Raw genomic sequence first — 22,004 nt, forward strand, 5'->3', positions numbered from 1 at the left:
TAATATCAATATACATATGAGAATAAGGAGGCAATAATATGATCAGAGGATTGGACACAACCGTTAAACGATTGAGACACCAGGTATTTACAGAGGTAGCTAATCTCGGATTCAATGTGAATCCGGATACGCTGAATGATGATATGGAAGCAATTCCATATAAAATGGTGAATGAAGACACACCGAGATACAGAGAGAACATATACAGAGCCCGTTCTATTGTCAGAGAACGTCTGCGTCTGGCAATGGGACTGTCGCTCAGACCGGAGGATAAACCGGTGCATCTGACTGCCGGCGTGGAAGCAAGTAATATTTCTGAAAAATATTATGAGCCGCCGCTTATGCAGGTGATTCCGTCAGCCTGTGAAGCATGTGAGGCAAAGGGATACGAGGTCAGCAATATGTGTAAAGGATGTCTGGCGCATCCTTGCATGGAAGTCTGTCCGAAGGGCGCAATTTCCTTTGTGAAGGGAAAGTCCTTTATTGATCAGAGCAAATGTATTAAGTGTGGTAAATGTAAATCTGCATGTCCGTACGATGCGATTGCTAAAAAAGAGCGCCCATGTGCGATGGCATGCGGTGTAGGGGCAATCGGTTCCGATAAGATGGGACGTGCCAAGATTGATAATGACAAATGTGTATCCTGTGGCATGTGTATGGTAAATTGCCCATTTGGAGCAATTTCTGACAAGTCACAGATTTTCCAGCTTGCGCGTGCACTGTCTGAAGGAGAAGAAATTGTTGCAGAACTGGCACCGGCTTATATCGGACAGTTTGGTGACAATGTAACACAGAGAAATATGAAAGAAGCTCTGAAAAAACTTGGATTCAAGGAAATCTATGAGGTGGCGCTCGGAGCAGATATCGGTGCGATCGCAGAAGCACACCATTACGTAGAGAAAGTAGCAACCGGAGAATTACCATTCCTGCTGACTTCTTGCTGTCCATCCTGGGCAATGCTTGCAAAAAAACAGTTCCCGGATATGGTGGATCAGGTATCTCAGGAGCTGACACCGATGGTAGCAACCGCACGTACCATTAAGCAAAAGCATCCGAATGCACATGTGGTATTTATCGGACCTTGTGCTGCCAAGAAGCTGGAAGCCAGCCGCAGAACCGTGCGGAGTGATGTGGACTTTGTTATTACATTTGAAGAATTGCAGGCAATGTTTGATGCGAAGAAGATTGTACCGTCAGAATGCGGTGGCAATTCTTCCCTGCACAATGCGACTGGAGCAGGCCGTGGATATGCGGTAGCAGGCGGTGTGGCAGAAGCTATTGAAAAATGTATTAACGAATACTATCCGGGCGTTCCTGTACACATCGAGCATGCCGAAGGACTTGCAGAATGTAAGAAGGCACTGATGCTTGCCAAGGCCGGACGTATGAATGGATGTCTGATTGAGGGCATGGGCTGTCCGGGCGGTTGTGTTGCAGGAGCAGGAACGAATATTTCGATTCCGAAAGCGCAGAAAGAGGTTAAGAGTCTTGTAAAGAACTCCAGCAAAGCACTTCCGGGAAAAGAACTGGTAGAGATACAATTGGATTAGCTGCTGTTTGACAAAATACGGAGAGCTGATTATAATTAAGACTAGCGATTTTTTAGGAGGACGATATGCAGAAGTACGGAGTAAACGAACTGAGAAAGATGTTTCTGGAGTTCTTTGAGAGCAAGGGACATCTTGCAATGAAGAGTTTTTCACTGGTGCCTCATAATGATAAGAGTCTACTTCTTATCAATTCTGGTATGGCACCGCTTAAACCATATTTTACAGGACAGGAGATCCCACCGAGAACAAGAGTAACTACATGTCAGAAATGTATTCGTACCGGAGATATTGAGAATGTAGGTAAGACTGCACGACACGGTACATTTTTCGAGATGCTGGGTAACTTTTCGTTTGGTGATTACTTTAAGAATGAAGCAATCCACTGGACATGGGAATTCCTGACAGAAGTAGTAGGTCTGGATGCTGACAGACTGTATCCATCTATCTATTTAGAGGATGATGAGGCATTTGAGATCTGGAACAAGCAGATTGGTATTCCGGAGGAACGTATCTTCCGTTTTGGTAAAGAAGATAACTTCTGGGAGCACGGTTCAGGTCCATGCGGTCCGTGTTCAGAGGTATATTATGACCGTGGTGAGAAATACGGCTGCGGCAAGCCTGGATGTACGGTAGGTTGTGAATGTGACCGTTACATGGAGATCTGGAACAACGTATTTACCCAGTTCGACAATGACGGTCATGGTAATTATACAGAGTTAGAGCAGAAGAACATTGATACCGGTATGGGACTGGAGCGTCTGGCATGTATCGTGCAGGATGTAGATTCTATGTTTGATATTGATACGTTATTCGCACTGCGTCAGCATGTATGTAGTATGGCTGGTGTTGAATACGGCAAGGATGATCAGACAGATGTGTCTATTCGTGTTATTACAGACCATATCCGTTCTGTAACATTTATGATTTCAGATGGTATTCTGCCTTCCAACAGCGGACGTGGATACGTTCTTAGAAGATTGCTCAGAAGAGCATGTCGCCATGGAAGACTGCTTGGTATCAAAGGAGCATTCCTTGTGGAACTGGCAGAGACCGTTATTGAAGGTTCCAAGGATGGATATCCGGAACTGGAAGAGAAGAAAGACTTTATCTTCAAGGTAATCACCAAGGAAGAAGAGCAGTTCAATAAGACCATCGATCAGGGGCTTTCTATTCTTGCAGGAATGGAAGCAGAGATGGCAAAGAAGGGCGAGACAGTACTTGCCGGAGAAGAGGCGTTCCGTCTGTATGACACTTATGGATTCCCTGTAGATCTGACCAAGGAGATCCTGGAAGAAAAGGGAATGCAGATTGATGAAGAAGGCTTTAAGAAAGCTATGGAGGCTCAGCGTGAGACTGCCAAAGGTACGTTCGGTGAGCATAACTATATGGGAGCAGATGTGACGATTTACGAATCTATTGATCCATCTGTAACGACAGAGTTTGTGGGATATGATCATACAGAGTATGAGTCTCCGGTAACGGTTCTGACTACCGAAGATGAGATTGTAGATGCATTGTCTGATGGTGACAGGGGAACAATCTTCGTAGAGAAGACTCCATTTTACGCTACCAGCGGTGGACAGCAGGCAGATACCGGTGTAATCCGCACAGCAGATTTTGAATTCCAGGTAGAGGATGTGAAGAAACTTCTGGGTGGCAAGATCGCTCATGTCGGACATGTTGCCAGGGGTATGGTAAAAGTTGGTGATACAGTAACACTTGAGATTGACAAAGAGAAGAGAGCACTGTCTGGAAGAAACCACAGCGCTACCCATCTGTTACAGAGAGCACTGCGTAATGTGCTTGGCAACCATGTAGAACAGGCCGGTTCTTATGTGGATGAGCACAGACTGCGTTTCGACTTTACACATTTTTCAGCGATGACACCAGAAGAACTGGAGAAAGTAGAGCAGATCGTCAATGAACAGATCCGCGCACATCTTCCGGTTAAGGTTGAAAATATGCCGATCGAAGAGGCAAGAAAAACAGGGGCAGCTGCATTGTTCGGTGAGAAATATGGTGATATTGTACGTGTTGTAAGCATGGGTGATTTCTCTATCGAATTCTGTGGCGGTACTCATGTGGAGAATACAGGTGTGATCAATGCATTCAAGATCATTTCCGAAACAGGTGTAGCAGCAGGCGTGCGTCGTATTGAAGCACTGACATCTGACGGACTGCTGGCTTACTATGATGAGACAGAGAAGAAGCTTGAGGAAGCAGCTAAGATCCTGAAGACAACGCCGGATCAGTTGGCAGAGAAGCTGACTCACCTTCTTGCGGAGAATAAGTCACTGAAGTCTGAGCTGGAAAGTGCTAAGAGCCAGCTTGCAAAGAACGCTCTTGGGGATGTTATGGATCAGGTTGCCGAAGTAAATGGCGTGAAGTTCCTGGCTGCTCATATTTCAGGAGTCGATATGAATGAATTGCGTGAACAGGGCGACCAGTTGAAAGAAAAGCTTGGAGAAGGTGTACTCCTTCTGGCATCTGATGTAAATGGTAAGGTTAATCTGGTAGCTATGGCAACAGACGGAGCCATGGCTAAAGGAGCACATGCAGGCAAGCTGATCAAAGAAGTCGCAGCTGTAGTAGGCGGTGGCGGCGGTGGTCGTCCGAATATGGCACAGGCCGGTGGTAAGAATCCGGCAGGAATTACTGACGCACTTAGCAAAGCGAAGGCAGTTTTGGAGAGTCAGCTTGCATAGATTGCACAGAATGGCAAGCTTTTAGCAGAAAAATCCAGAAAGTTATTGACGAAGCGAAAATATATGCTATAATCTAATGTAGTGCAAAAAATATACCCGAACAGTCATATATTGCACAATTTACGGCTGGAGGGGAGGTTAGGTGTGAGACTATGTCAAATGTAATCGTTAAAGAAAACGAGACGTTAGATAGTGCTTTACGCAGATTCAAAAGAAACTGCGCAAAGGCTGGAATCCAGCAGGAGATTCGTAAAAGAGAGCATTACGAGAAGCCAAGCGTAAGACGTAAAAAGAAATCTGAAGCAGCTAGAAAACGTAAGTATAACTAATATGTGCAAATAAAAGCAGAGTATCGTATGGTACTCTGCTTTTTTATCCAACGATGCTTGGAATATGACTTTGAGCGAGTTTGCGTTAAGACGCGCTTAAATTTTTTTGAAAAAGTACTTGACGAATTTTAGACTGAGGTCTATAATGCAATCAAACGAAAGGCAAAGGCGCCATGCATGATATATGCGTGGTGCCTTTTTCTTTTATAAAATTATAATTATTCAGACTTGGGAAATGAAATGGAGGAATTAACATGAAGTTAAAGGACACAGGACTTACAGCACAGGAATTGAAAGATATGGTCAACAAATATATGATCGAGACCTATGCGAGATATGATTTTATTGCAGAGCGTGCAGAAGGAATGTACCTTTATGATGAGAACGGAACACCATATCTTGATTTTTACGGCGGCGTAGCAGTTAATAGCCCTGGCAACAGAAATCCAAAGGTTGTAGCAGCAGTCAAGGATCAGGTAGACGATATCATGCATACCTTTAACTATCCATATACAGTACCACAGGCATTACTTGCTAAGAAGATCTGCGATACCATCGGAATGGATAAGATCTTTTATCAGAACTCTGGTACAGAAGCAAATGAATGTATGATCAAGATGGTCCGTAAATACGGCATTGAGAAATTTGGACCAAAAAGATATGAGATCATCACAGCAAAAGAAGGATTCCATGGAAGAACAATGGGAGCTGTAGCAGCAACAGGACAGCCTGATTCAGCAATCCAGAAAGATTTTGGACCAATGCTTCCTGGATTCTCCTATGCAGAATATAATAACCTGGAAGATTTCGCTTCTAAGGTAACACCAAATACCATCGGCATTATGATTGAGCCTGTACAGGGCGAGGGTGGTGTACATCCTGCAACACAGGAATTTATCGAAGGTCTTCGCAAGCTGTGCGATGAGAAGGACATCGTGCTGATGTTTGATGAGGTACAGACCGGATGGGGACGTACCGGAGCACCAATGGCATATATGGGATACGGAGTAAAGCCTGATATCGTATCTATGGCAAAGGCTATGGGAGGCGGAATGCCGATCGCAGCATGCTGTACAACAAAAGAAATCGCAGAGGCATTTGGCTCAGGAACACATGGTTCTACATATGGCGGACATCCGGTAGCATGTGCAGCTGCACTGGCATCTATCTCAGAGATTCTTGACAAAGATCTGAGCGGCAATGCAAAGGTTGTCGGAGAGTATATGGTAGAGCAGATGGCAAAACTTCCTCATGTAAAAGAAGCAAGAGGACGCGGACTTCTGGTAGGATGCGAATATGATCTGCCGATCGCTCTGGAAGTAAAATGGGGTTGCATGAGACGCCATGCGCTGATTACAGCAATCGGTTCAAGTGTAAACCGTATGATTCCACCGCTTATTGCTACAAAAGAAGATGTAGATAAACTGATGGGAATCATGGAAGAATCTATTAACGAAGCAGTAGAAAAGTATCAGAAATTAACAAAAGCTGCATAGCATAAAACAAACTCCTAATATAAAGGATATGCCGGGTATTAAACCAGCATATCCTTTTTAAGTTCCTGATAAAGTCTTGCTACAGGAAGTCCGACTACATTATTGTAGTCGCCGTGTATTTCTTTTACATGGATAGCAAAATCTCCCTGAATACCATAAGCGCCGGCTTTGTCCATTGGATCACCGGAAGCGATATAGCGAAGCAGATCCTGGCGGTCTACCGGGTAAAATGTGACATCTGTACGCTCACAAAAAGTCTTCATAGAAGTGCCATGAATGATGGCAACGCCAGTATATACCTGATGGGTGCGGTCAGCTAACATCGACAGCATATTCAGAGCTTCTTCTTCATCCTCGGGCTTACCGAGAATTTCGTCGCGGTATACAACGATGGTATCTGCGCCGATCACTACATCGCCATTCTTGGCATGATTTTTCCAGACATCCATTGCCTTCTGGCGGGCAAGCTCCATAACGATATCGGGTGGTGCTTCGCCTGTGATTTTTTCTTCAATCCCAGATGGAATAATATCAAAGTAAATGCCGCATTTTGCAAGGAGTTCCCGGCGTCTTGGGGATGCCGAGGCAAGGATATAGTTCATGTTGATAACCTCTTTTCTTTTGGATTCTGTTGAATTATAATTGTATTATAACGGAAAAATGAACAGGAGGGAATACCAATGTACATCAGCGAAATCGTAACTACAGTTCCGGAAAATGTGAAAGAAAGAGCTTCTCTTGAACAGAAAGTGTATCAGGTGTTTCAAAAGCTGGGAATCCCATTTGAAAGGGTGGATAATGATCCGGCCGCATCTATGGAAGAGTGCAGAGGGATTGGTGAAGTATTTGGTTCACCGGTAAGAAAAGATGTTTTCTTATGCAACCAGAAAAAGACGAGCTTCTTTTTGCTAGTTATGCCGGAGGAAAAAGCATTTGATACATCAGCCTTTAGTAAAAAACTGGGAGTGTCGCATATGTCATTTGCTTCACCGGAACTTATGTGGGAGCATCTTGGTACAAGACCAGGATCAGCTAGTGTTGTAGGTTTGCTGAATGATGAAGATGACTATGTGCAGTTAATCCTGGATAAAGAAGTAGCAGAATCAGAGTATTTTGTATGCAATACCGGGATTAATACGACACATCTGAAGATTCGGACACAGGATCTGATTAAGAAGTTTCTTCCGTACACACATCACAGACCGAGAATTGTAGATTTGTAGACTACATAATATAGATTTGGGGATATGGTAAGGGATGTGGTTTTGTGCGGAAAATGGAGTATGAAGAACTGGAACAAATACTAAATGAACGCAAAGATAATGAGAAACTGGAACTTAGAGATCTGGAATTTGATGATATGGATCTGTCAGACAGAGATCTTCACAATATAGACTTTGAGGTATGCATGTTCTGCAATGTCAAGTTAGATGGAGCAGATCTGTCAGAGTCCAGTGTGAAGAATGCACAGTTGGACGGATGCTCGTTACGTAGTGTTAATTTTCAAAATGCTGAGATGTGGGGAGCCTGTATGCGTGGGTGTGATATGACAGGTTGCAATATCTGTGGCGCAAATCTGTATGCAGCAGTATTGGAGAATGCAATTCTGACAGATGTTAAGTCAGATGAGAATACCAAGTGGTATCGTCTGCGATGTCCGGAGACAGGAGCATTTGTTGCATACAAAAAATGTGTATATGACCGGATTGTGCAATTGCTGGTTCCGGCGGACGCCAAACGCACTTCATCTACGTATCCGGCTTGCCGGTGTAATAAGGCGAAAGTGCTTACGATCAAAAGCTTTGATGAAACGGAAGAATTTGATGAAGCGTGGTCTTTGGTAGATGAGAATTTTGTCTATCGTAAAGGTCAGTGGGTAGAGGTGAAAGATTTTAACGAAGATCGGTGGTTCGATTCTACTACAGGAATTCATTTCTGGATGAACAGGGAAGAAGCAATGAAATATTAAAAGAAAAGCCAGAGCTTTCAAGATGTATATCAAAAATCACCTGAAAGTTCTGGCTCATTTATTATGTGAGATCCATTATTTTGCATTTACAGCGATACCGTTGACTTCGACCTCTTCATCGATTGGAATGACCAGACATTTTCTGCCGTCAATGACCTGAATATCCACCAGATCAGCACGATCCGGGTTGACATTTACCACAATCTCAGGTGTTTTGACGCTGAACTTGCGGGTTTCGGCAATGTTCGATGCAAGCAGGGTGGTCTGTCTGCCGATGGTTTCATCGTAATCTTTGTCAAAGCTTTCCATCTTTTCTTCCGGTACGCCGCTGGCGGTGAAGAGGCGTTTGACTTCCTGCTTGCCAAGAGTCAGCGGTTCCGGTGCATCCTTGGTCTCCTCGATCATCTCATTCAGATTTTCGTGAATTGTGCGGACAACCGAATAATCACAGTCATCCTTTAAGGTGCTGACGAGAATATCCTGGAAAGATTCTTTCTGCGTGCCGGCACTTATGGCTTCGCTGCAGCCTAAGACATTTGCCACAAAGTAATCCTGCAGTTCTTCAGGCTTCTTAGAATAGAACATCAGGTGATGCAGGTCGGTGCTGCGGTCATTAAACGCCGGGAAGAGGAATGCATTGGCAGGCATGCCCACTACCCAGTCGCGGACACGGTCCTCGATACTATTATTGACGGCGTTGTAGCAGAGTCCAGGCTTAGACATGGCTACCGGACAGATGCAGCAGAGAATGTGCTCATAGACCTCATCGGAAGCGTCAAACATTTCCATGCCGTCAGTAGACTTGCCAGGGATATCATATACCGCATGGATCAGCAGGATCAGATAATGTTCGCCAAAATCATAGAATTCAATGACCTTATCATAGAATTCTTCCAACAGAATATCATCTTGTAATTTACTTTCTTTCAGGCGAAGCAGAGACTCCTGTGTACCGCCTGCAAGCTCCTGCTCCAGGGGAAATTCCATGTGGATCAGGTTCTTGCCAATCGTGCCGGACAGGGTCTTTTTGAAAATGTCAAAGTATTTGAAGGATTCTTCTTCCGGAAGTGACAGGAACGCTTCTTTAAATTCCATTTTTTTCTCCTTGTCACCATCTACATAACAGCCGCAGATGCGGGTGATCGCACAGTTCTCCGGGGAAAACTGTTTGCGTATTTCAAGTATTTCTTTCTTATTCATATTGATCTCTCCATTCCGCCGCAGAGTACGGCACAAAGTAAAATCTATTTTAGCACAAAAGAAGAGAAGAGTGCAAATAATCTGGATTAAGATATGAGTGAATAAATCACAAGTTCTATTTATGACATTTGCGGCTTACAATAGTAATAAATACTCAGGGTGTGGTATATAATGCGTAAGATTCTGATTTATCCACTAACTATATTATTACTATTGCCGGGAGTTCTGATGTATCCGGCAAATGTACTGACCTTACAGGCAGAAGAACCACAGAGAGAGAACACAGAGGAGGATACAGCAGAAGAACAGCAGACATCCGGACCGGAGATTACTTCTCCCTCTGCGATATTAATGGAAGCTGCTGGTGGTAATGTGATCTGGGAGAAAGATGCGGATACCAGACGTGCTCCTGCAAGTGTGACGAAAGTTATGACGTTACTGTTGATCTTTGATGCACTGGAGGAAGGGAAGATTACATTAGAGGATGACGTGCAGACGTCGGAGTATGCGGCGTCCATGGGGGGATCACAGGTGTTTTTGGAGCCGGGTGAGACACAGACGGTAGATACGTTGATTAAATGCATTGCCGTGGCAAGTGCGAATGACGCTTGTGTTGCCATGGCTGAGTATATCAGTGGCAGTGAGGAAGCATTTGTGGAGCAGATGAATCAGCGGGCTGAGGGACTTGGTATGGTGAATACGCATTTTGTAAATTGTAATGGTCTGGACACAGATGGACATGAGACGACAGCCAGAGACATTGCACTGATGTCAAGAGAACTGATCATTCATTATCCGAAGATTCATGAGTATTCCATGATATGGATGGATACAATCACACATGTGACCAGAAAAGGGACATCAGAATTCGGGCTTACAAATACCAACAAGCTGATCAGACAGTATGCTTATGCAACCGGACTTAAGACAGGATCTACAAGCAATGCGGGATTCTGCGTGTCGGCTACGGCTGAAAAAGATGGTGTGGAATTGATTGCAGTGATCATGGGGGCGGACAATTCCAAAGACCGCTTTCAGGATGCTGTAAAGCTTCTGGATTATGGATTTGGGAAATGTACTTTTTACGTGGATGATGCGGTAAAAAATGTGGCGGAAGTTCCAGTGACAGGGGGTATACAGGAAGAAGTGTCCGCACATATGGCTGGGAAGTTCCATTACGTGGATACCACAGGAGCAGATCTGAGTCAGATACGCCGGAAGGTGGAAGTCAGGAAAGGACTTCGGGCACCGGTTGGAAAAGGTGATCCGGCAGGAGAGATGGTCTACTATCTGAACGGCAAGGAGATTGGCAGGCAGAAGCTTGTAGCGTCAGAAAATGTGGGACGTATGCGGTATACCGATGCACTGGAACGGACCATGGATCGGTTTTTCCTTGAAAATGCAAAACATCAATGATAAGCTGAAAGTATCTGTAATAAACATATCGGAGGAATATCAGTGAAAAAGTTGAAGAGGAAATCTTTGAAAATACGAAAGAATATCAAAGAGGCTGCTCTTGCTGCAATTACAGCGGGCAGTCTTTCTGTTGTTATGGAACTTCGCCGGGAGTTGAGAGAATTTTTAATAAGGAGATATCGGATCTGTGTGCCTGACCCAAGAGGGACGGGGCTGGATAGCCAGACGACAGTGAAACTTGTCTTTTTATCAGACCTTCATGGCAAACGCTATGGAACAGGTAATCAGGAGCTGATTCGCGCAGTGAAGCATGAGAAGCCTGATTATATCCTGGTCGGCGGTGATCTGGTGACCAGGTCGAACCCGAAGACAGATGCGATAGCACTGGAACTCATCAGGCAACTGGTAAAGATCTGCCCAGTCTATCTCGCTAATGGCAACCATGAACAGAAGATGCGCATTTGCACAGAAGAATACGGAGACCGGTATGAGAAATATATGGCTGCAGTGCAGGAAGCAGGTGTCCATGTGCTGGAAAGTGCATCCGAAGAAGTGTCTATGAAGGGCGTGCCGGTGCAGATAAGCGGACTGGAGCTCCCAGTCAAATGTTACGCCCGATTCTTTGCACAGAAATTGCAGATTCAGGATGTGAGAGATGCAATCGGAGAACCGAAAGAAGGATGTTATCAGATCCTGCTTGCACACACGCCGGTATTTATGCCGGTATATCAGAAGTGGGGGGCGGATATGACATTATCCGGGCATCTGCATGGAGGGATAATCGGACTTCCCGGAATCGGAGGACTGATTACACCGCAGGCAGTACTATTTCCTAAATATGCGGGCGGTATTTACAGAGAAGGAAAGCATGTTGGTATTGTCAGCCGTGGACTTGGAACCCATACGGTGAATCTCAGATTCTGTAATCCGGCAGAACTGGTGTCTGTATCATTAGAATTCCACTCTTGTGAAAATGTGGATAATCCAGTATAATAGTAGAGTTAATGACTATGAAGAGAGGATAAGCTATGGGAATACCGGTAAAGCTTCAGGTGTTTGAGGGACCGCTGGATCTGCTCTTGCATCTGATTGATAAAAATAAAATAGATATCTACGATATTCCTATTGTGGAGATCACCAGCCAGTATATGGATTATATCCGGGCAATGGAAGAGGAAGATCTGAACATTATGAGTGAATTTCTCCTGATGGCGGCTACACTGTTGGATATTAAGTGCCGGATGCTTCTTCCGAAAGAAGTGAATGAAGATGGCGAGGAAGAAGACCCAAGACAGGAACTGGTGGAACAGCTGCTTCAATATAAGATGTACAAGTATATGTCTTATGAACTGAAGGACCGTCAGCTTGATGGGGAACGCTATCTGTACCGCGGACCAGACATTCCGGATGAAGTGGCAGATTACGTGGAGCCAGTGAACCTGGACGAGCTTCTTGGCGATCTGACACTTGGCAAGCTTCATAGTATTTTTAAAGAAGTAATGAAACGGCAGACAGATAAGATCGATCCTGTGCGAAGTAAGTTTGGTAAGATCGAGAAGGAAGAGATAACGGTCGAGGTGAAGATGACCGAAGTAGAGGCATATGCGCTGATGCATGAGAGATTCAGCTTCCGGGATCTTCTGACCAGCCAGAGCTCCAAGACACAGATCGTGGTAACATTTCTGGTAATCCTGGAAATGATGAAAGCAGGTAAGATTTCAATCGAACAGGAACAGCCGTTTGACGATATTGTTATTACATCGCAGATGTAATACAGGAGGATATATAGTGGAAATCAACAGATTAGAAGGAATTATTGAGTCCATTTTATTTACCATGGGTGATTCAGTGGAACTGTCTAAGATCGCACTGGCGATAGGACATGATGAGGACACCACAAGAAGGATCATCCATTGCATGATGGATAAGATCAATGGCGCAGAAGAGCGTGGCGTGAAGATCATCGAACTGGAAGACTCCTTTCAAATGTGTACCAAGGCAGAAAGTTATGAATATCTGATACGCATTGCAAAACAGCCTCGCAAATACACGCTGACAGACGTACAGCTAGAGACACTTTCGATTATTGCATACAAACAACCGGTAACAAAGCTTGAGATTGAGAAGATCCGTGGTGTGAAGTCTGACCACGCAGTGAACCGCCTTGTGGAGTATAATCTGGTCTGTGAGGTTGGCAGGATGAATGTGCCGGGAAAGCCAATTTTGTTTGGTACGACAGAAGAATTCCTGCGCAGATTTGGCATCCAGTCGCTGGATGATCTGCCGAGCATGAATCCAGAGCAGATTGAGAACTTCAAAACAGAAGCGGAGGAAGAAGCACAGTTAAAGCTGGATATTTAAATCAGTCAGGTATTTCATGGAATGGATATCGCAGTGGATACATACATATAGATTGAGAATCGGCTGCGGAGGAACATATGAAGCATTTCCGGAAGAACAGATATAAGAGACATATCGCAGTGATGGTAATGTTCATAAACAGTGTTGTATTTTTTATAGCTGGAACCGTAACGCATGGAGCAGAATCAGTGAAAGCGGAGCAGACTGCGGAATTGTCAGAACCTGAGAAAGCGGAACAGAATGTACTTGCAGGACTTCATGCGGGATATGCGGTATTGCTGGATGGTGACAGTGGAAGAGTATTGCTTGAAAAGGATGGAGATGTAAAACGCCCTATGGCAAGCACTACGAAGATTATGACCTGTATTCTGGCTTTGGAACATATGAAGAGTGAACAGGAAATAGTGACAGCGTCAGCTGAAGCTGCATCGCAGCCAAAGGTCAGGCTGGGAGTCCGGGAAGGACAGCAGTTTTATCTGCGAGACCTTCTCTATTCCCTGATGCTGGAATCACACAATGACAGTGCAGTTATGATAGCGGAGCATATCGGAGGAAGTGTCCGAGGCTTCGCTTCTCTTATGAATAAAAAAGCGGCAGAGATTGGTTGTGAAGATACTTATTATATTACGCCTAACGGACTGGATGCATCGGATGAACAGGGAACACATTCGACTACGGCAAGAGAATTGGCGCTTGTGATGAGGTATTGTCTGATGGAGTCGCCGAAGAGTCGGGAGTTTCGGGAGATTACCGGCGCAGCAACGCAACAGTTCCGGGATGTGGAGGGCAGACAGTCATTTTCCTGCACCAATCATAATGCATTTCTGACTATGATGAATGGGGCGGTGTCGGGGAAAACCGGATTTACCGCAGATGCCGGATACTGCTATGTGGGTGCACTTCAACGGGACAGCAGAACATTTATTGTTGCACTTCTGGCATGTGGCTGGCCAAATCACAAGACGTATAAATGGCAGGACACCAGAGCACTAATGGAGTATGGTCTGAAGTATTATAAGAAACAGAGATATGATGGCAATGTGGGCCTGCCACAGCTAAGTGTGGCAGACGGTATTCCGGAAAATGGTGCACTGAGCGGTGTGTCTACGGTGAAGCTTCAGATCAGAGACAGAGAGAAAACAGATATTCTTCTTCGAGAGGATGAAGAACCGGTATACCGCACTCTGTTGACAGATACATTAAAAGCAGCAGTAAAGGCGGGAACAGATGCCGGGACAGTGCAGCTTGTACTGGATAATCAGGTTCTGGCAGAATGGAAAGTGGAGGCAGCAGAGAGTATTGCAAAACGTGATTACATATGGTGTTTGCGCCAATTGATGATGCAATTTACACATATGAATAAAATAAATCAATAAAAGTGATTAAAAACGTCACTATTATTTTTGGTAAACCTGTGATAGACTAAGTGACAGTTAAAAAAGGACAAAGAAATTGATGATTATTTATCTGAGTCCTATGAAAAACAATATGGTTTTCTAAGTGTTCAGATTGCTTTGGATTACATAGAAGGGAAGGGTATTATGAAGAACAGCAGTAAATATGAGAGACAGTATTTTATGCCGTCAGAGGTCACCTATGACTGGGTAAAGAAGGAATATATTCAGGCACCGCCAGTATGGTGCAGCGTAGACTTGCGTGATGGTAATCAGTCACTGATCGAGCCTATGAGTCTGGAGGAGAAGCTGGAGTTCTTTCAGTTGTTAGTAGATGTTGGATTCAAGGAGATTGAGGTTGGATTCCCGGCTGCTTCTGAGACAGAGTATCAGTTTATGCGTACATTGATCGAGAAGGATATGATTCCGGACGATGTAACCGTTCAGGTGCTGACACAGGCCAGAGAGCATATCATTAAGAAGACATTTGAAGCTGTAAAGGGTGCTCCGCATGCAGTTGTCCATCTGTACAACTCAACATCTGTTGCGCAGAGAGAGCAGGTGTTTAAGAAAGATAAAGAGCAGATCCTGAAGATTGCTGTAGATGGTGCGAAGCTGTTGAAGACACTGGCAGATGAGACAGAAGGTAACTTTACATTTGAATACAGTCCGGAGAGCTTCTCGGGAACTGAAGTAGAATACGCAGTAGAGGTATGTAATGCAGTGTTAAATGTGTGGGAGCCAACCGCTGACAATAAGGCAATCATTAATATTCCTACAACGGTTGAAAATGCAATGCCGCATGTATTTGCCACACAGCTTGAATATGTACATAAGCATCTGGCACACAGAGACAATGTAGTGCTCAGCCTTCACCCGCATAATGACCGTGGATGTGGTGTGGCTACAGCAGAGCTTGGTATGCTGGCAGGAGCAGACCGTATCGAAGGTACACTGTTCGGTAACGGTGAGCGTACCGGTAACGTAGATATTATTACACTTGCTATGAACATGTTCTCTCATGGCGTAGATCCGAAGCTTGACTTCTCTGACATGAAGAAGATCCGTGAGACATACGAGCGCCTTACAAGAATGCATGTATATGAAAGACAGCCATATTCAGGAGATCTGGTATTTACTGCATTCTCCGGTTCTCACCAGGATGCGATCGCCAAAGGTATGGCATGGAGAGACGCAGGTAAGAGCGAGAAATGGACCGTTCCGTATCTGCCGATCGATCCACAGGATGTGGGAAGACAGTATGATTCGGATGTTATCCGTATCAACAGCCAGTCTGGTAAGGGCGGCGTAAACTACATTCTGAAACAGAGCTATGGTATCAACCTTCCAGAGAAGATGCGTGAGGAAGTAGGATATCTTGTTAAAGGTGTATCTGACAGAGCGCACAAAGAGCTGACACCTGAGTGGGTATATCAGATCTTTAACGATAACTATGTCAATGCAAAGAGCGTATTTGCTATTGATGAGTGTCATTTCAAACAGACTGACGGTATTATCGCAGACGCAACGATCCAGCATGGCAGTGACACAAGAATTGTGACAGCTTCCGGTAACGGACGTCTGGATGCAGTAAGTAATGCGATCAAGCAGTATTTCAATATCAGCTATGAGCTGAGATATTACGAGGAGCATTCATTGACACGCGGTTCTTCCTCTAAGGCAGTTGCATACGTAGGTATCGTATGCCAGGGTAAGACCTACTGGGGTGTTGGTATCGATGCTGATATCATCAAAGCTTCTATCGAGGCATTGATCGTAGCAGTTAATAAACTGGATCAGATTAATACAGCAGATACAGTAAATGATCCGCGTATGATTGAAATCATGAATTACATCCAGGCTAATTACATTGATGTGACACTGGATGACCTGGCAGAGAAGTTCTACCTTTCTAAGCCGTATCTGTCCAAGTACATCAAGGAGAAATCCGGAGTAACATTTGGGGAACTGGTTAAAAAAGTACGTATGAAAAAAGCACGTGCAATGCTGAAGAGCAGCAGTATGACTGTTGAAAATATTGCATTGACCGTAGGATATCAGAACGTGGAACACTTCAACCGTCTGTTTAAGAAAGCATACAATATGACGCCAGTTCAGTTCCGTAATCAGAAATAATATAAAAGCAGGGGTGTTATCTGTAAAAAAAGCAGATAATACCTCTTTTTTTTATCCAAAGATTGAAATTAGGAAAAATAACGGATATAATGTAGGATGTTAAAGTATTAAAATAAGGAAATGAATGGAGGGCTGTTTTATGAATAGTGTTACAGCAGATAGCACAGCCGTAATGAGAATAGCTGCGTTGCTGGATGAAGGCAGTTTTGTGGAGATTGGTGGAGCAATCACGGCAAGATCTACAGATTTTAATCTGCAGAATGCCCCGACACCGGGAGATGGTGTCCTTACAGGATATGGTCTGATTGATGGTAATCTGGTCTATGTGTACTGCCAGAATCCGGAAGTGCTGCATGGAACGATCGGTGAGATGCATGCAAAAAAGATAGCCAATGTATATGATATGGCAATGAAAATGGGAGCACCGGTGATTGGATTGATCGATTGTGCAGGTATGCGTCTGCAGGAGGCTACGGATGCATTGTATGGATTTGGTAATCTTTACCTGAAACAGACTATGGCATCAGGAGTGATTCCACAGATTACAGCTGTGTTTGGCGCATGTGGTGGCGGACTTTCTGTAGCAGCAGGTTTGTCTGATTTTACATTTATGGAAGCAGAGAAGGCAAAATTGTTTGTGAATTCTCCAAATGCGATTCCTGGAAATTGTGAAAGCAAGTGTGACACAGCTTCTGCAGAGTACCAGAGCAGTCAGTCTGGGTTAGTCGATGGAACCGGAAGTGAAGCAGAGATTCTTGGAAAGATCCGAGAACTGATCTGTATGCTCCCGGCTAATAATGAAGACGAATCACCTTATGCAGAGTGTGCAGATGATCTGAACCGCATTTGTGCTGATCTTGCAGGAACTGTTGCAGATACGGGACTTCTTCTTGCGAAGATTGCAGATCAGCAGTATTTTCTGGAATTAAAAGAAGATTATGCGAAAGATATGGTGACAGGTTTCCTTCATTTGAATGGTCAGACGGTGGGAGCGGTTGCAAACCGTTCTGTTATCTATGACATAGAAGGTAATGCAGAGAATGTATCAGATGGAGGACTCAGTGTAGAAGGAGCAGAGAAAGCAGCAAGATTTGTGGAATTCTGTGACGCATTTCATATCCCGGTGCTGACAGTGACCAATGTAAATGGATTCAAAGCATCGGAAGAAAGTGAACGGAGACTTGCAAAAGCTTCTGCAAGACTGGTATATACATTTGCCAATGCAACTGTACCGAAGGTCAATGTGATTGCCGGAAAAGCATATGGAAGTGCAGGGGTTGTGATGAACAGCAAGTCGGTCGGCGCAGATATGGTATATGCATGGCCGGAGGCTGAGATTGGTATGATGGATGCAGAGCTTGCAGCAAAGATCATGTATGCAGACGAGACAGCACAGGTGCAGAGAGAAAAGGCGGAAGAATATAAGAAGCTTCAGTCAAGTCCTGTATCAGCAGCCAGAAGAGGCTATGTGGATACCTTGATCCAGCCGGAGAATACAAGAAAATATGTGATCGGAGCGTTTGAAATGCTTGCTACCAAGCGGGAAGAGCGTCCGTTTAAGAAGCATGGAACAGTATAGAGAGGTGAAGCAGAGTGAAAAATAAGATTCGTGTTTTAACAGGAATGTTGATTATGATCCTTCTGCTTACAGCGGGTTGTGGTAAGAAGGAAACGCTTGCTTATGATCAGCAGACTATCACGCAGATTACGGAATTTATGATCGATTACAGTTCCAGTGCGGATGAGCAGACGGTAGAACAGCTTAAGGCAATGAGAGAGTCCACTTTTGAAGATCAGCTTGCCAATATGGGCTTATCCATTACTCCGGATCATTTTGTGAGCGTGGTCGAGGCATGGAAGGCCGGTGAAAAAGAATGTGGTGCATATGTGGATCACGGTGCTTATACAATCGAAGCAACTGCGGATGAACTGCATGTGACTACAGAAGCGAAGTTCCAGAATCGTGATGCGGAATTGGAATTTGTGTTTGACAAGAACCTGTATCTGGAAAGCCTGACTGTAGGTGCCCATTATTCAATGGGCGAGATTCTGAAAAAGGCCGGAATGAATACACTCCTGGGAATGGGAACGGTATTTGTGGTACTGATACTGATCTCCGTGATTATTTCATTATTCAAATATATACCGGCAATGCAGGAGCGTATGAAGAATAAGAAGTCTAAAAAGAAAGATGTCACAGACGGTACAGAAGAGACCGCTCAGGCAGATATTACAGAAGCTGCGGACAATGTGACGGAGGATGAAGAGCTTGTAGCAGTCATTGCGGCAGCAATTGCAGCGGCAGAGGGTACTACAACAGATGGCTTTGTGGTAAGAAGTATTCGAAGAAGACCATCAAACAAATGGAATCGATAATGGAGGAATAAGGATGAAGAGCTATACAATTACAGTAAATGGAAATGTATATGATGTAACAGTAGAAGAAAAGGGTGGTGTGACACCGGCAGCAGCACCGGCACCTCAGGCAGCACCTGTAATGGCACAGGCTCCACAGGCAGCACCGGCACCGGCTGCAAAATCCACAGGAGCAGGATCTGTTCAGGTGAAGGCAGGAGCAGCAGGCAAGGTATTTAAAATTGAAGCCGGTGTGGGACAGACAGTAAAGCGCGGAGATGCGGTGGTAATTATTGAGGCAATGAAGATGGAGATCCCGGTTGTGGCACCAGAAGACGGAACAGTAGCAAGCATTGATGTGGCAGTAGGAGATGCTGTAGAAGCAGGCCATGTACTTGCAACCATGAATTAATATGACAGGAAATGGCATAACAGATGTTATGTAATAGACACAACTGGAGGTTATAAAATGGAATATATTTCAACAACATTACAGAACCTCGTGCATCAGACAGCGTTTATGAATCTGACGGGAGGCAATCTGGTCATGATCGGAGTCGCCTGCTTTTTCCTGTATCTTGCTATCCGGCACGAGTTTGAGCCGTTACTTCTGCTTCCGATTGCATTTGGTATGCTGCTTGTTAATATCTATCCGGATATTATGCTGCATGCGGAAGATTCTGCAAACGGAACCGGAGGACTGCTCTATTATTTCTATATTCTGGATGAATGGGCAATTCTGCCGTCGCTGATCTTCATGGGCGTCGGTGCGATGACAGACTTTGGACCGCTGATCGCTAATCCTAAGAGCTTTCTTCTTGGAGCAGCAGCGCAGTTTGGTATCTTTGCGGCATATCTGGGAGCAATGGCAATGGGATTCTCAGATAAAGCAGCAGCTGCTGTATCTATTATCGGTGGAGCGGATGGACCTACATCCATTTTCCTGGCAGGTAAATTACAACAGACAGGTATTTTGGGACCAATCGCGGTAGCAGCGTATTCTTATATGTCACTGGTGCCGATCATTCAGCCACCGATCATGAAGCTTCTGACAACGGAGGAAGAGCGTAAGATCAAGATGGAGCAGCTGAGGCCGGTATCGAAGCTTGAGAGAATCCTGTTCCCGATCATTGTAACGATCGTGGTATGTATGATTCTCCCGACAACAGCACCGTTGGTTGGTATGCTGATGCTTGGTAATCTGTTCCGCGAGTCGGGTGTGGTAAGACAGTTACAAGAGACAGCTTCCAATGCGATGATGTATATTGTAGTTATTCTTCTTGGAACTTCGGTAGGAGCAACTACCAGTGCAGAGGCATTTCTGAACTGGGATACATTGAAAATTGTGGCACTGGGACTGATCGCATTTGCATTTGGTACAGCAGCCGGAGTCCTTTTCGGTAAACTTATGTGCAAAGTAACGCATGGTAAGGTGAATCCACTCATAGGATCGGCAGGAGTATCAGCAGTACCAATGGCAGCCAGAGTATCACAGAAAGTAGGAGCGGAGGCAGATCCGACTAACTTCCTGCTGATGCATGCCATGGGACCGAATGTGGCAGGTGTAATCGGAACTGCGGTAGCAGCCGGAACATTTATGGCGATATTCGGAGTATTCTAAGATGTCCCGGACATCAGAATCATTAGGAAGAAATGGACGTTAGGAGGAATAACGAATGGCAGAGATAGAAAAGAAACCGGTAAAAATAACAGAAACCATCCTGCGCGATGCGCATCAGTCTCTGATTGCAACCCGTATGACGACAGAGCAGATGCTGCCGATCGTAGAGAAGATGGATCAGGTGGGATATCATTCCGTAGAATGCTGGGGAGGTGCAACGTTTGATGCATCCCTCAGATTCCTGAAGGAAGATCCATGGGACAGACTTCGTAAATTCCGTGACGGATTTAAGCATACCAAGCTTCAGATGTTGTTCCGTGGACAGAATATTCTGGGATACCGCCCTTATGCGGACGATGTGGTAGAGTATTTTGTAGAGAAATCCGTGGCCAATGGTATCGATATTATACGTATATTTGACTGCCTCAATGACCTGCGTAATCTGCAGACAGCAGTATCAGCAGCGAATAAAGAAAAAGCAGAGGCACAGGTGGCACTTTCCTACACACTGGGAGATGCCTATACGTTGGATTACTGGGTAGACATTGCAAAGCGGATTGAAGATATGGGTGCAAATTCTATATGTATCAAGGATATGGCAGGACTTCTGCTTCCTTATCAGGCAACCGAACTGATCGGAGCATTGAAAGATGCTGTAGATCTTCCAATTCAGCTGCATACACATTATACATCAGGAGTAGCCTCTATGACTTATCTGAAAGCAGTGGAAGCCGGCGTAGATGTTATCGATACAGCAATTTCACCATTTGCGCTTGGTACTTCACAGCCGGCAACAGAAGTTATGGTAGAGACATTTAAGGGAACTCCGTACGATACCGGACTGGATCAGAAATTGTTGGCGGAGATTGCAGATTATTTCCGTCCGATCCGCGATGAGGCACTGGCAAGTGGACTGTTAAATCCGAAGAATCTTGGTGTCAATATCAAGACACTTCTGTATCAGGTACCAGGCGGCATGCTGTCTAACCTGACTTCTCAGTTAAAAGAGCAGAATGCAGAAGATAAATACTATGAAGTGTTGGAAGAAGTTCCGAGAGTACGAAAGGATCTGGGTGAACCGCCGCTTGTTACACCGTCTTCACAGATCGTGGGTACACAAGCTGTATTCAATGTGCTGATGGGTGAGCGCTATAAGGTTGCAACCAAAGAGACGAAAGATATTTTGCGCGGTAAATACGGAGCAACGGTAAAACCTTTTAATGAAGAAGTAAAGAAAAAAGTCTTGGGAGATGATCCGGATACCATTACCTGCAGACCTGCAGATCTGATTCCGGATGAATTAGATACCCTGCGTAAGGAATGTGAACAGTGGATCCAGCAGGATGAAGATGTACTGACATATGCGTTGTTCCCGCAGGTTGCAGTGGATTTCTTTAAATACCGGGAAGCACAGCAGACGAAGATAGATCCGGATAAGGCTGATAAAGAAACAGGCAGCTATCCGGTGTAGT

Annotated in this window: 19 protein-coding genes; 17 read left to right on the forward strand and 2 right to left on the reverse strand. The window is 44.8% G+C overall.

Annotation, left to right across the window (positions count from 1 at the left end):
• The first annotated feature begins 38 nt into the window (after positions 1 to 38).
• The 4 genes from OCV65_RS00750 to OCV65_RS00765 all read left to right on the forward strand — a co-directional run bounded on the left by OCV65_RS00750 (position 39) and on the right by OCV65_RS00765 (position 6,080).
• Positions 39 to 1,550, forward strand: a complete 1,512-nt coding sequence (locus OCV65_RS00750) for a 4Fe-4S dicluster domain-containing protein (protein WP_262580578.1) — start codon at positions 39 to 41, stop codon at positions 1,548 to 1,550.
• Between the two features lie 65 nt (positions 1,551 to 1,615).
• Entirely contained in the window at positions 1,616 to 4,255 is a 2,640-nt protein-coding gene (gene alaS / locus OCV65_RS00755) for an alanine--tRNA ligase (RefSeq protein WP_262580579.1), read from the forward strand.
• 152 nt (positions 4,256 to 4,407) lie between these two features.
• On the forward strand, positions 4,408 to 4,584 hold the full coding sequence (rpsU, locus tag OCV65_RS00760) for a 30S ribosomal protein S21 (RefSeq protein WP_004054229.1): 177 nt from the start codon (positions 4,408 to 4,410) through the stop codon (positions 4,582 to 4,584).
• A gap of 254 nt (positions 4,585 to 4,838) precedes the next feature.
• The gene (locus OCV65_RS00765) at positions 4,839 to 6,080 is read left to right on the forward strand and encodes an aspartate aminotransferase family protein (RefSeq protein ID WP_262580580.1); all 1,242 of its coding nucleotides are present in this window, start codon (positions 4,839 to 4,841) and stop codon (positions 6,078 to 6,080) included.
• A gap of 38 nt (positions 6,081 to 6,118) precedes the next feature.
• Here OCV65_RS00765 and OCV65_RS00770 read toward each other — a convergent pair whose 3' ends face one another.
• Positions 6,119 to 6,682, reverse strand: coding sequence for a Maf family protein (locus OCV65_RS00770; RefSeq protein ID WP_118384284.1), 564 nt, complete (start codon positions 6,680 to 6,682; stop codon positions 6,119 to 6,121).
• Positions 6,683 to 6,760: 78 nt separating this feature from the next.
• On the opposite strand from OCV65_RS00770, the gene OCV65_RS00775 reads away from it, so the two are divergent.
• Positions 6,761 to 7,303, forward strand: a complete 543-nt coding sequence (locus tag OCV65_RS00775; protein ID WP_118384283.1) for a prolyl-tRNA synthetase associated domain-containing protein — start codon at positions 6,761 to 6,763, stop codon at positions 7,301 to 7,303.
• 53 nt (positions 7,304 to 7,356) lie between these two features.
• Entirely contained in the window at positions 7,357 to 8,049 is a 693-nt protein-coding gene (locus OCV65_RS00780) for a pentapeptide repeat-containing protein (protein ID WP_330666862.1), read from the forward strand.
• A gap of 75 nt (positions 8,050 to 8,124) precedes the next feature.
• On the opposite strand, the gene OCV65_RS00785 is transcribed toward OCV65_RS00780, so the two are convergent.
• A complete protein-coding gene (locus OCV65_RS00785) occupies positions 8,125 to 9,249 on the reverse strand; it encodes a DUF4317 domain-containing protein (protein WP_262580582.1) in 1,125 nt (374 codons plus the stop codon).
• Between the two features lie 171 nt (positions 9,250 to 9,420).
• On the opposite strand from OCV65_RS00785, the gene OCV65_RS00790 reads away from it, so the two are divergent.
• The 11 genes from OCV65_RS00790 to OCV65_RS00840 all read left to right on the forward strand — a co-directional run bounded on the left by OCV65_RS00790 (position 9,421) and on the right by OCV65_RS00840 (position 22,003).
• Positions 9,421 to 10,665, forward strand: a complete 1,245-nt coding sequence (locus OCV65_RS00790; RefSeq protein WP_262580583.1) for a D-alanyl-D-alanine carboxypeptidase family protein — start codon at positions 9,421 to 9,423, stop codon at positions 10,663 to 10,665.
• 42 nt (positions 10,666 to 10,707) lie between these two features.
• Positions 10,708 to 11,658, forward strand: a complete 951-nt coding sequence (locus OCV65_RS00795) for a metallophosphoesterase (protein ID WP_262580584.1) — start codon at positions 10,708 to 10,710, stop codon at positions 11,656 to 11,658.
• Positions 11,659 to 11,693: 35 nt separating this feature from the next.
• Entirely contained in the window at positions 11,694 to 12,437 is a 744-nt protein-coding gene (locus OCV65_RS00800; protein WP_118382622.1) for a segregation and condensation protein A, read from the forward strand.
• 16 nt (positions 12,438 to 12,453) lie between these two features.
• Complete coding sequence (scpB, locus tag OCV65_RS00805; RefSeq protein ID WP_118382623.1) at positions 12,454 to 13,026, forward strand: SMC-Scp complex subunit ScpB; 573 nt, start codon at positions 12,454 to 12,456, stop codon at positions 13,024 to 13,026.
• Between the two features lie 77 nt (positions 13,027 to 13,103).
• Positions 13,104 to 14,402 carry a D-alanyl-D-alanine carboxypeptidase family protein gene (locus OCV65_RS00810; protein ID WP_262580585.1) on the forward strand — a complete coding sequence of 433 codons (1,299 nt, stop codon included), beginning with the start codon at positions 13,104 to 13,106 and terminating at the stop codon, positions 14,400 to 14,402.
• A gap of 165 nt (positions 14,403 to 14,567) precedes the next feature.
• Positions 14,568 to 16,556: a 2-isopropylmalate synthase gene (locus OCV65_RS00815; RefSeq protein WP_262580587.1), complete on the forward strand. Its 1,989-nt coding sequence runs from the start codon at positions 14,568 to 14,570 to the stop codon at positions 16,554 to 16,556.
• Between the two features lie 139 nt (positions 16,557 to 16,695).
• Positions 16,696 to 18,135: an acyl-CoA carboxylase subunit beta gene (locus OCV65_RS00820; protein WP_262580589.1), complete on the forward strand. Its 1,440-nt coding sequence runs from the start codon at positions 16,696 to 16,698 to the stop codon at positions 18,133 to 18,135.
• Between the two features lie 14 nt (positions 18,136 to 18,149).
• Positions 18,150 to 18,932, forward strand: a complete 783-nt coding sequence (locus tag OCV65_RS00825) for an OadG family transporter subunit (protein WP_262580590.1) — start codon at positions 18,150 to 18,152, stop codon at positions 18,930 to 18,932.
• A gap of 13 nt (positions 18,933 to 18,945) precedes the next feature.
• The gene (locus tag OCV65_RS00830) at positions 18,946 to 19,323 is read left to right on the forward strand and encodes a biotin/lipoyl-containing protein (protein WP_118382627.1); all 378 of its coding nucleotides are present in this window, start codon (positions 18,946 to 18,948) and stop codon (positions 19,321 to 19,323) included.
• A gap of 57 nt (positions 19,324 to 19,380) precedes the next feature.
• Positions 19,381 to 20,532 carry a sodium ion-translocating decarboxylase subunit beta gene (locus OCV65_RS00835; RefSeq protein ID WP_118382628.1) on the forward strand — a complete coding sequence of 384 codons (1,152 nt, stop codon included), beginning with the start codon at positions 19,381 to 19,383 and terminating at the stop codon, positions 20,530 to 20,532.
• A 55-nt stretch (positions 20,533 to 20,587) separates the two neighbouring features.
• Positions 20,588 to 22,003 (forward strand): oxaloacetate decarboxylase subunit alpha, encoded by a 1,416-nt coding sequence (locus OCV65_RS00840; RefSeq protein ID WP_118382629.1) that lies wholly within the window; start codon positions 20,588 to 20,590, stop codon positions 22,001 to 22,003.
• Position 22,004 lies beyond the last annotated feature (1 nt).

The organism is Dorea ammoniilytica (assembly GCF_025567415.1).
Lineage (GTDB): Bacteria > Bacillota > Clostridia > Lachnospirales > Lachnospiraceae > Claveliimonas > Claveliimonas ammoniilytica.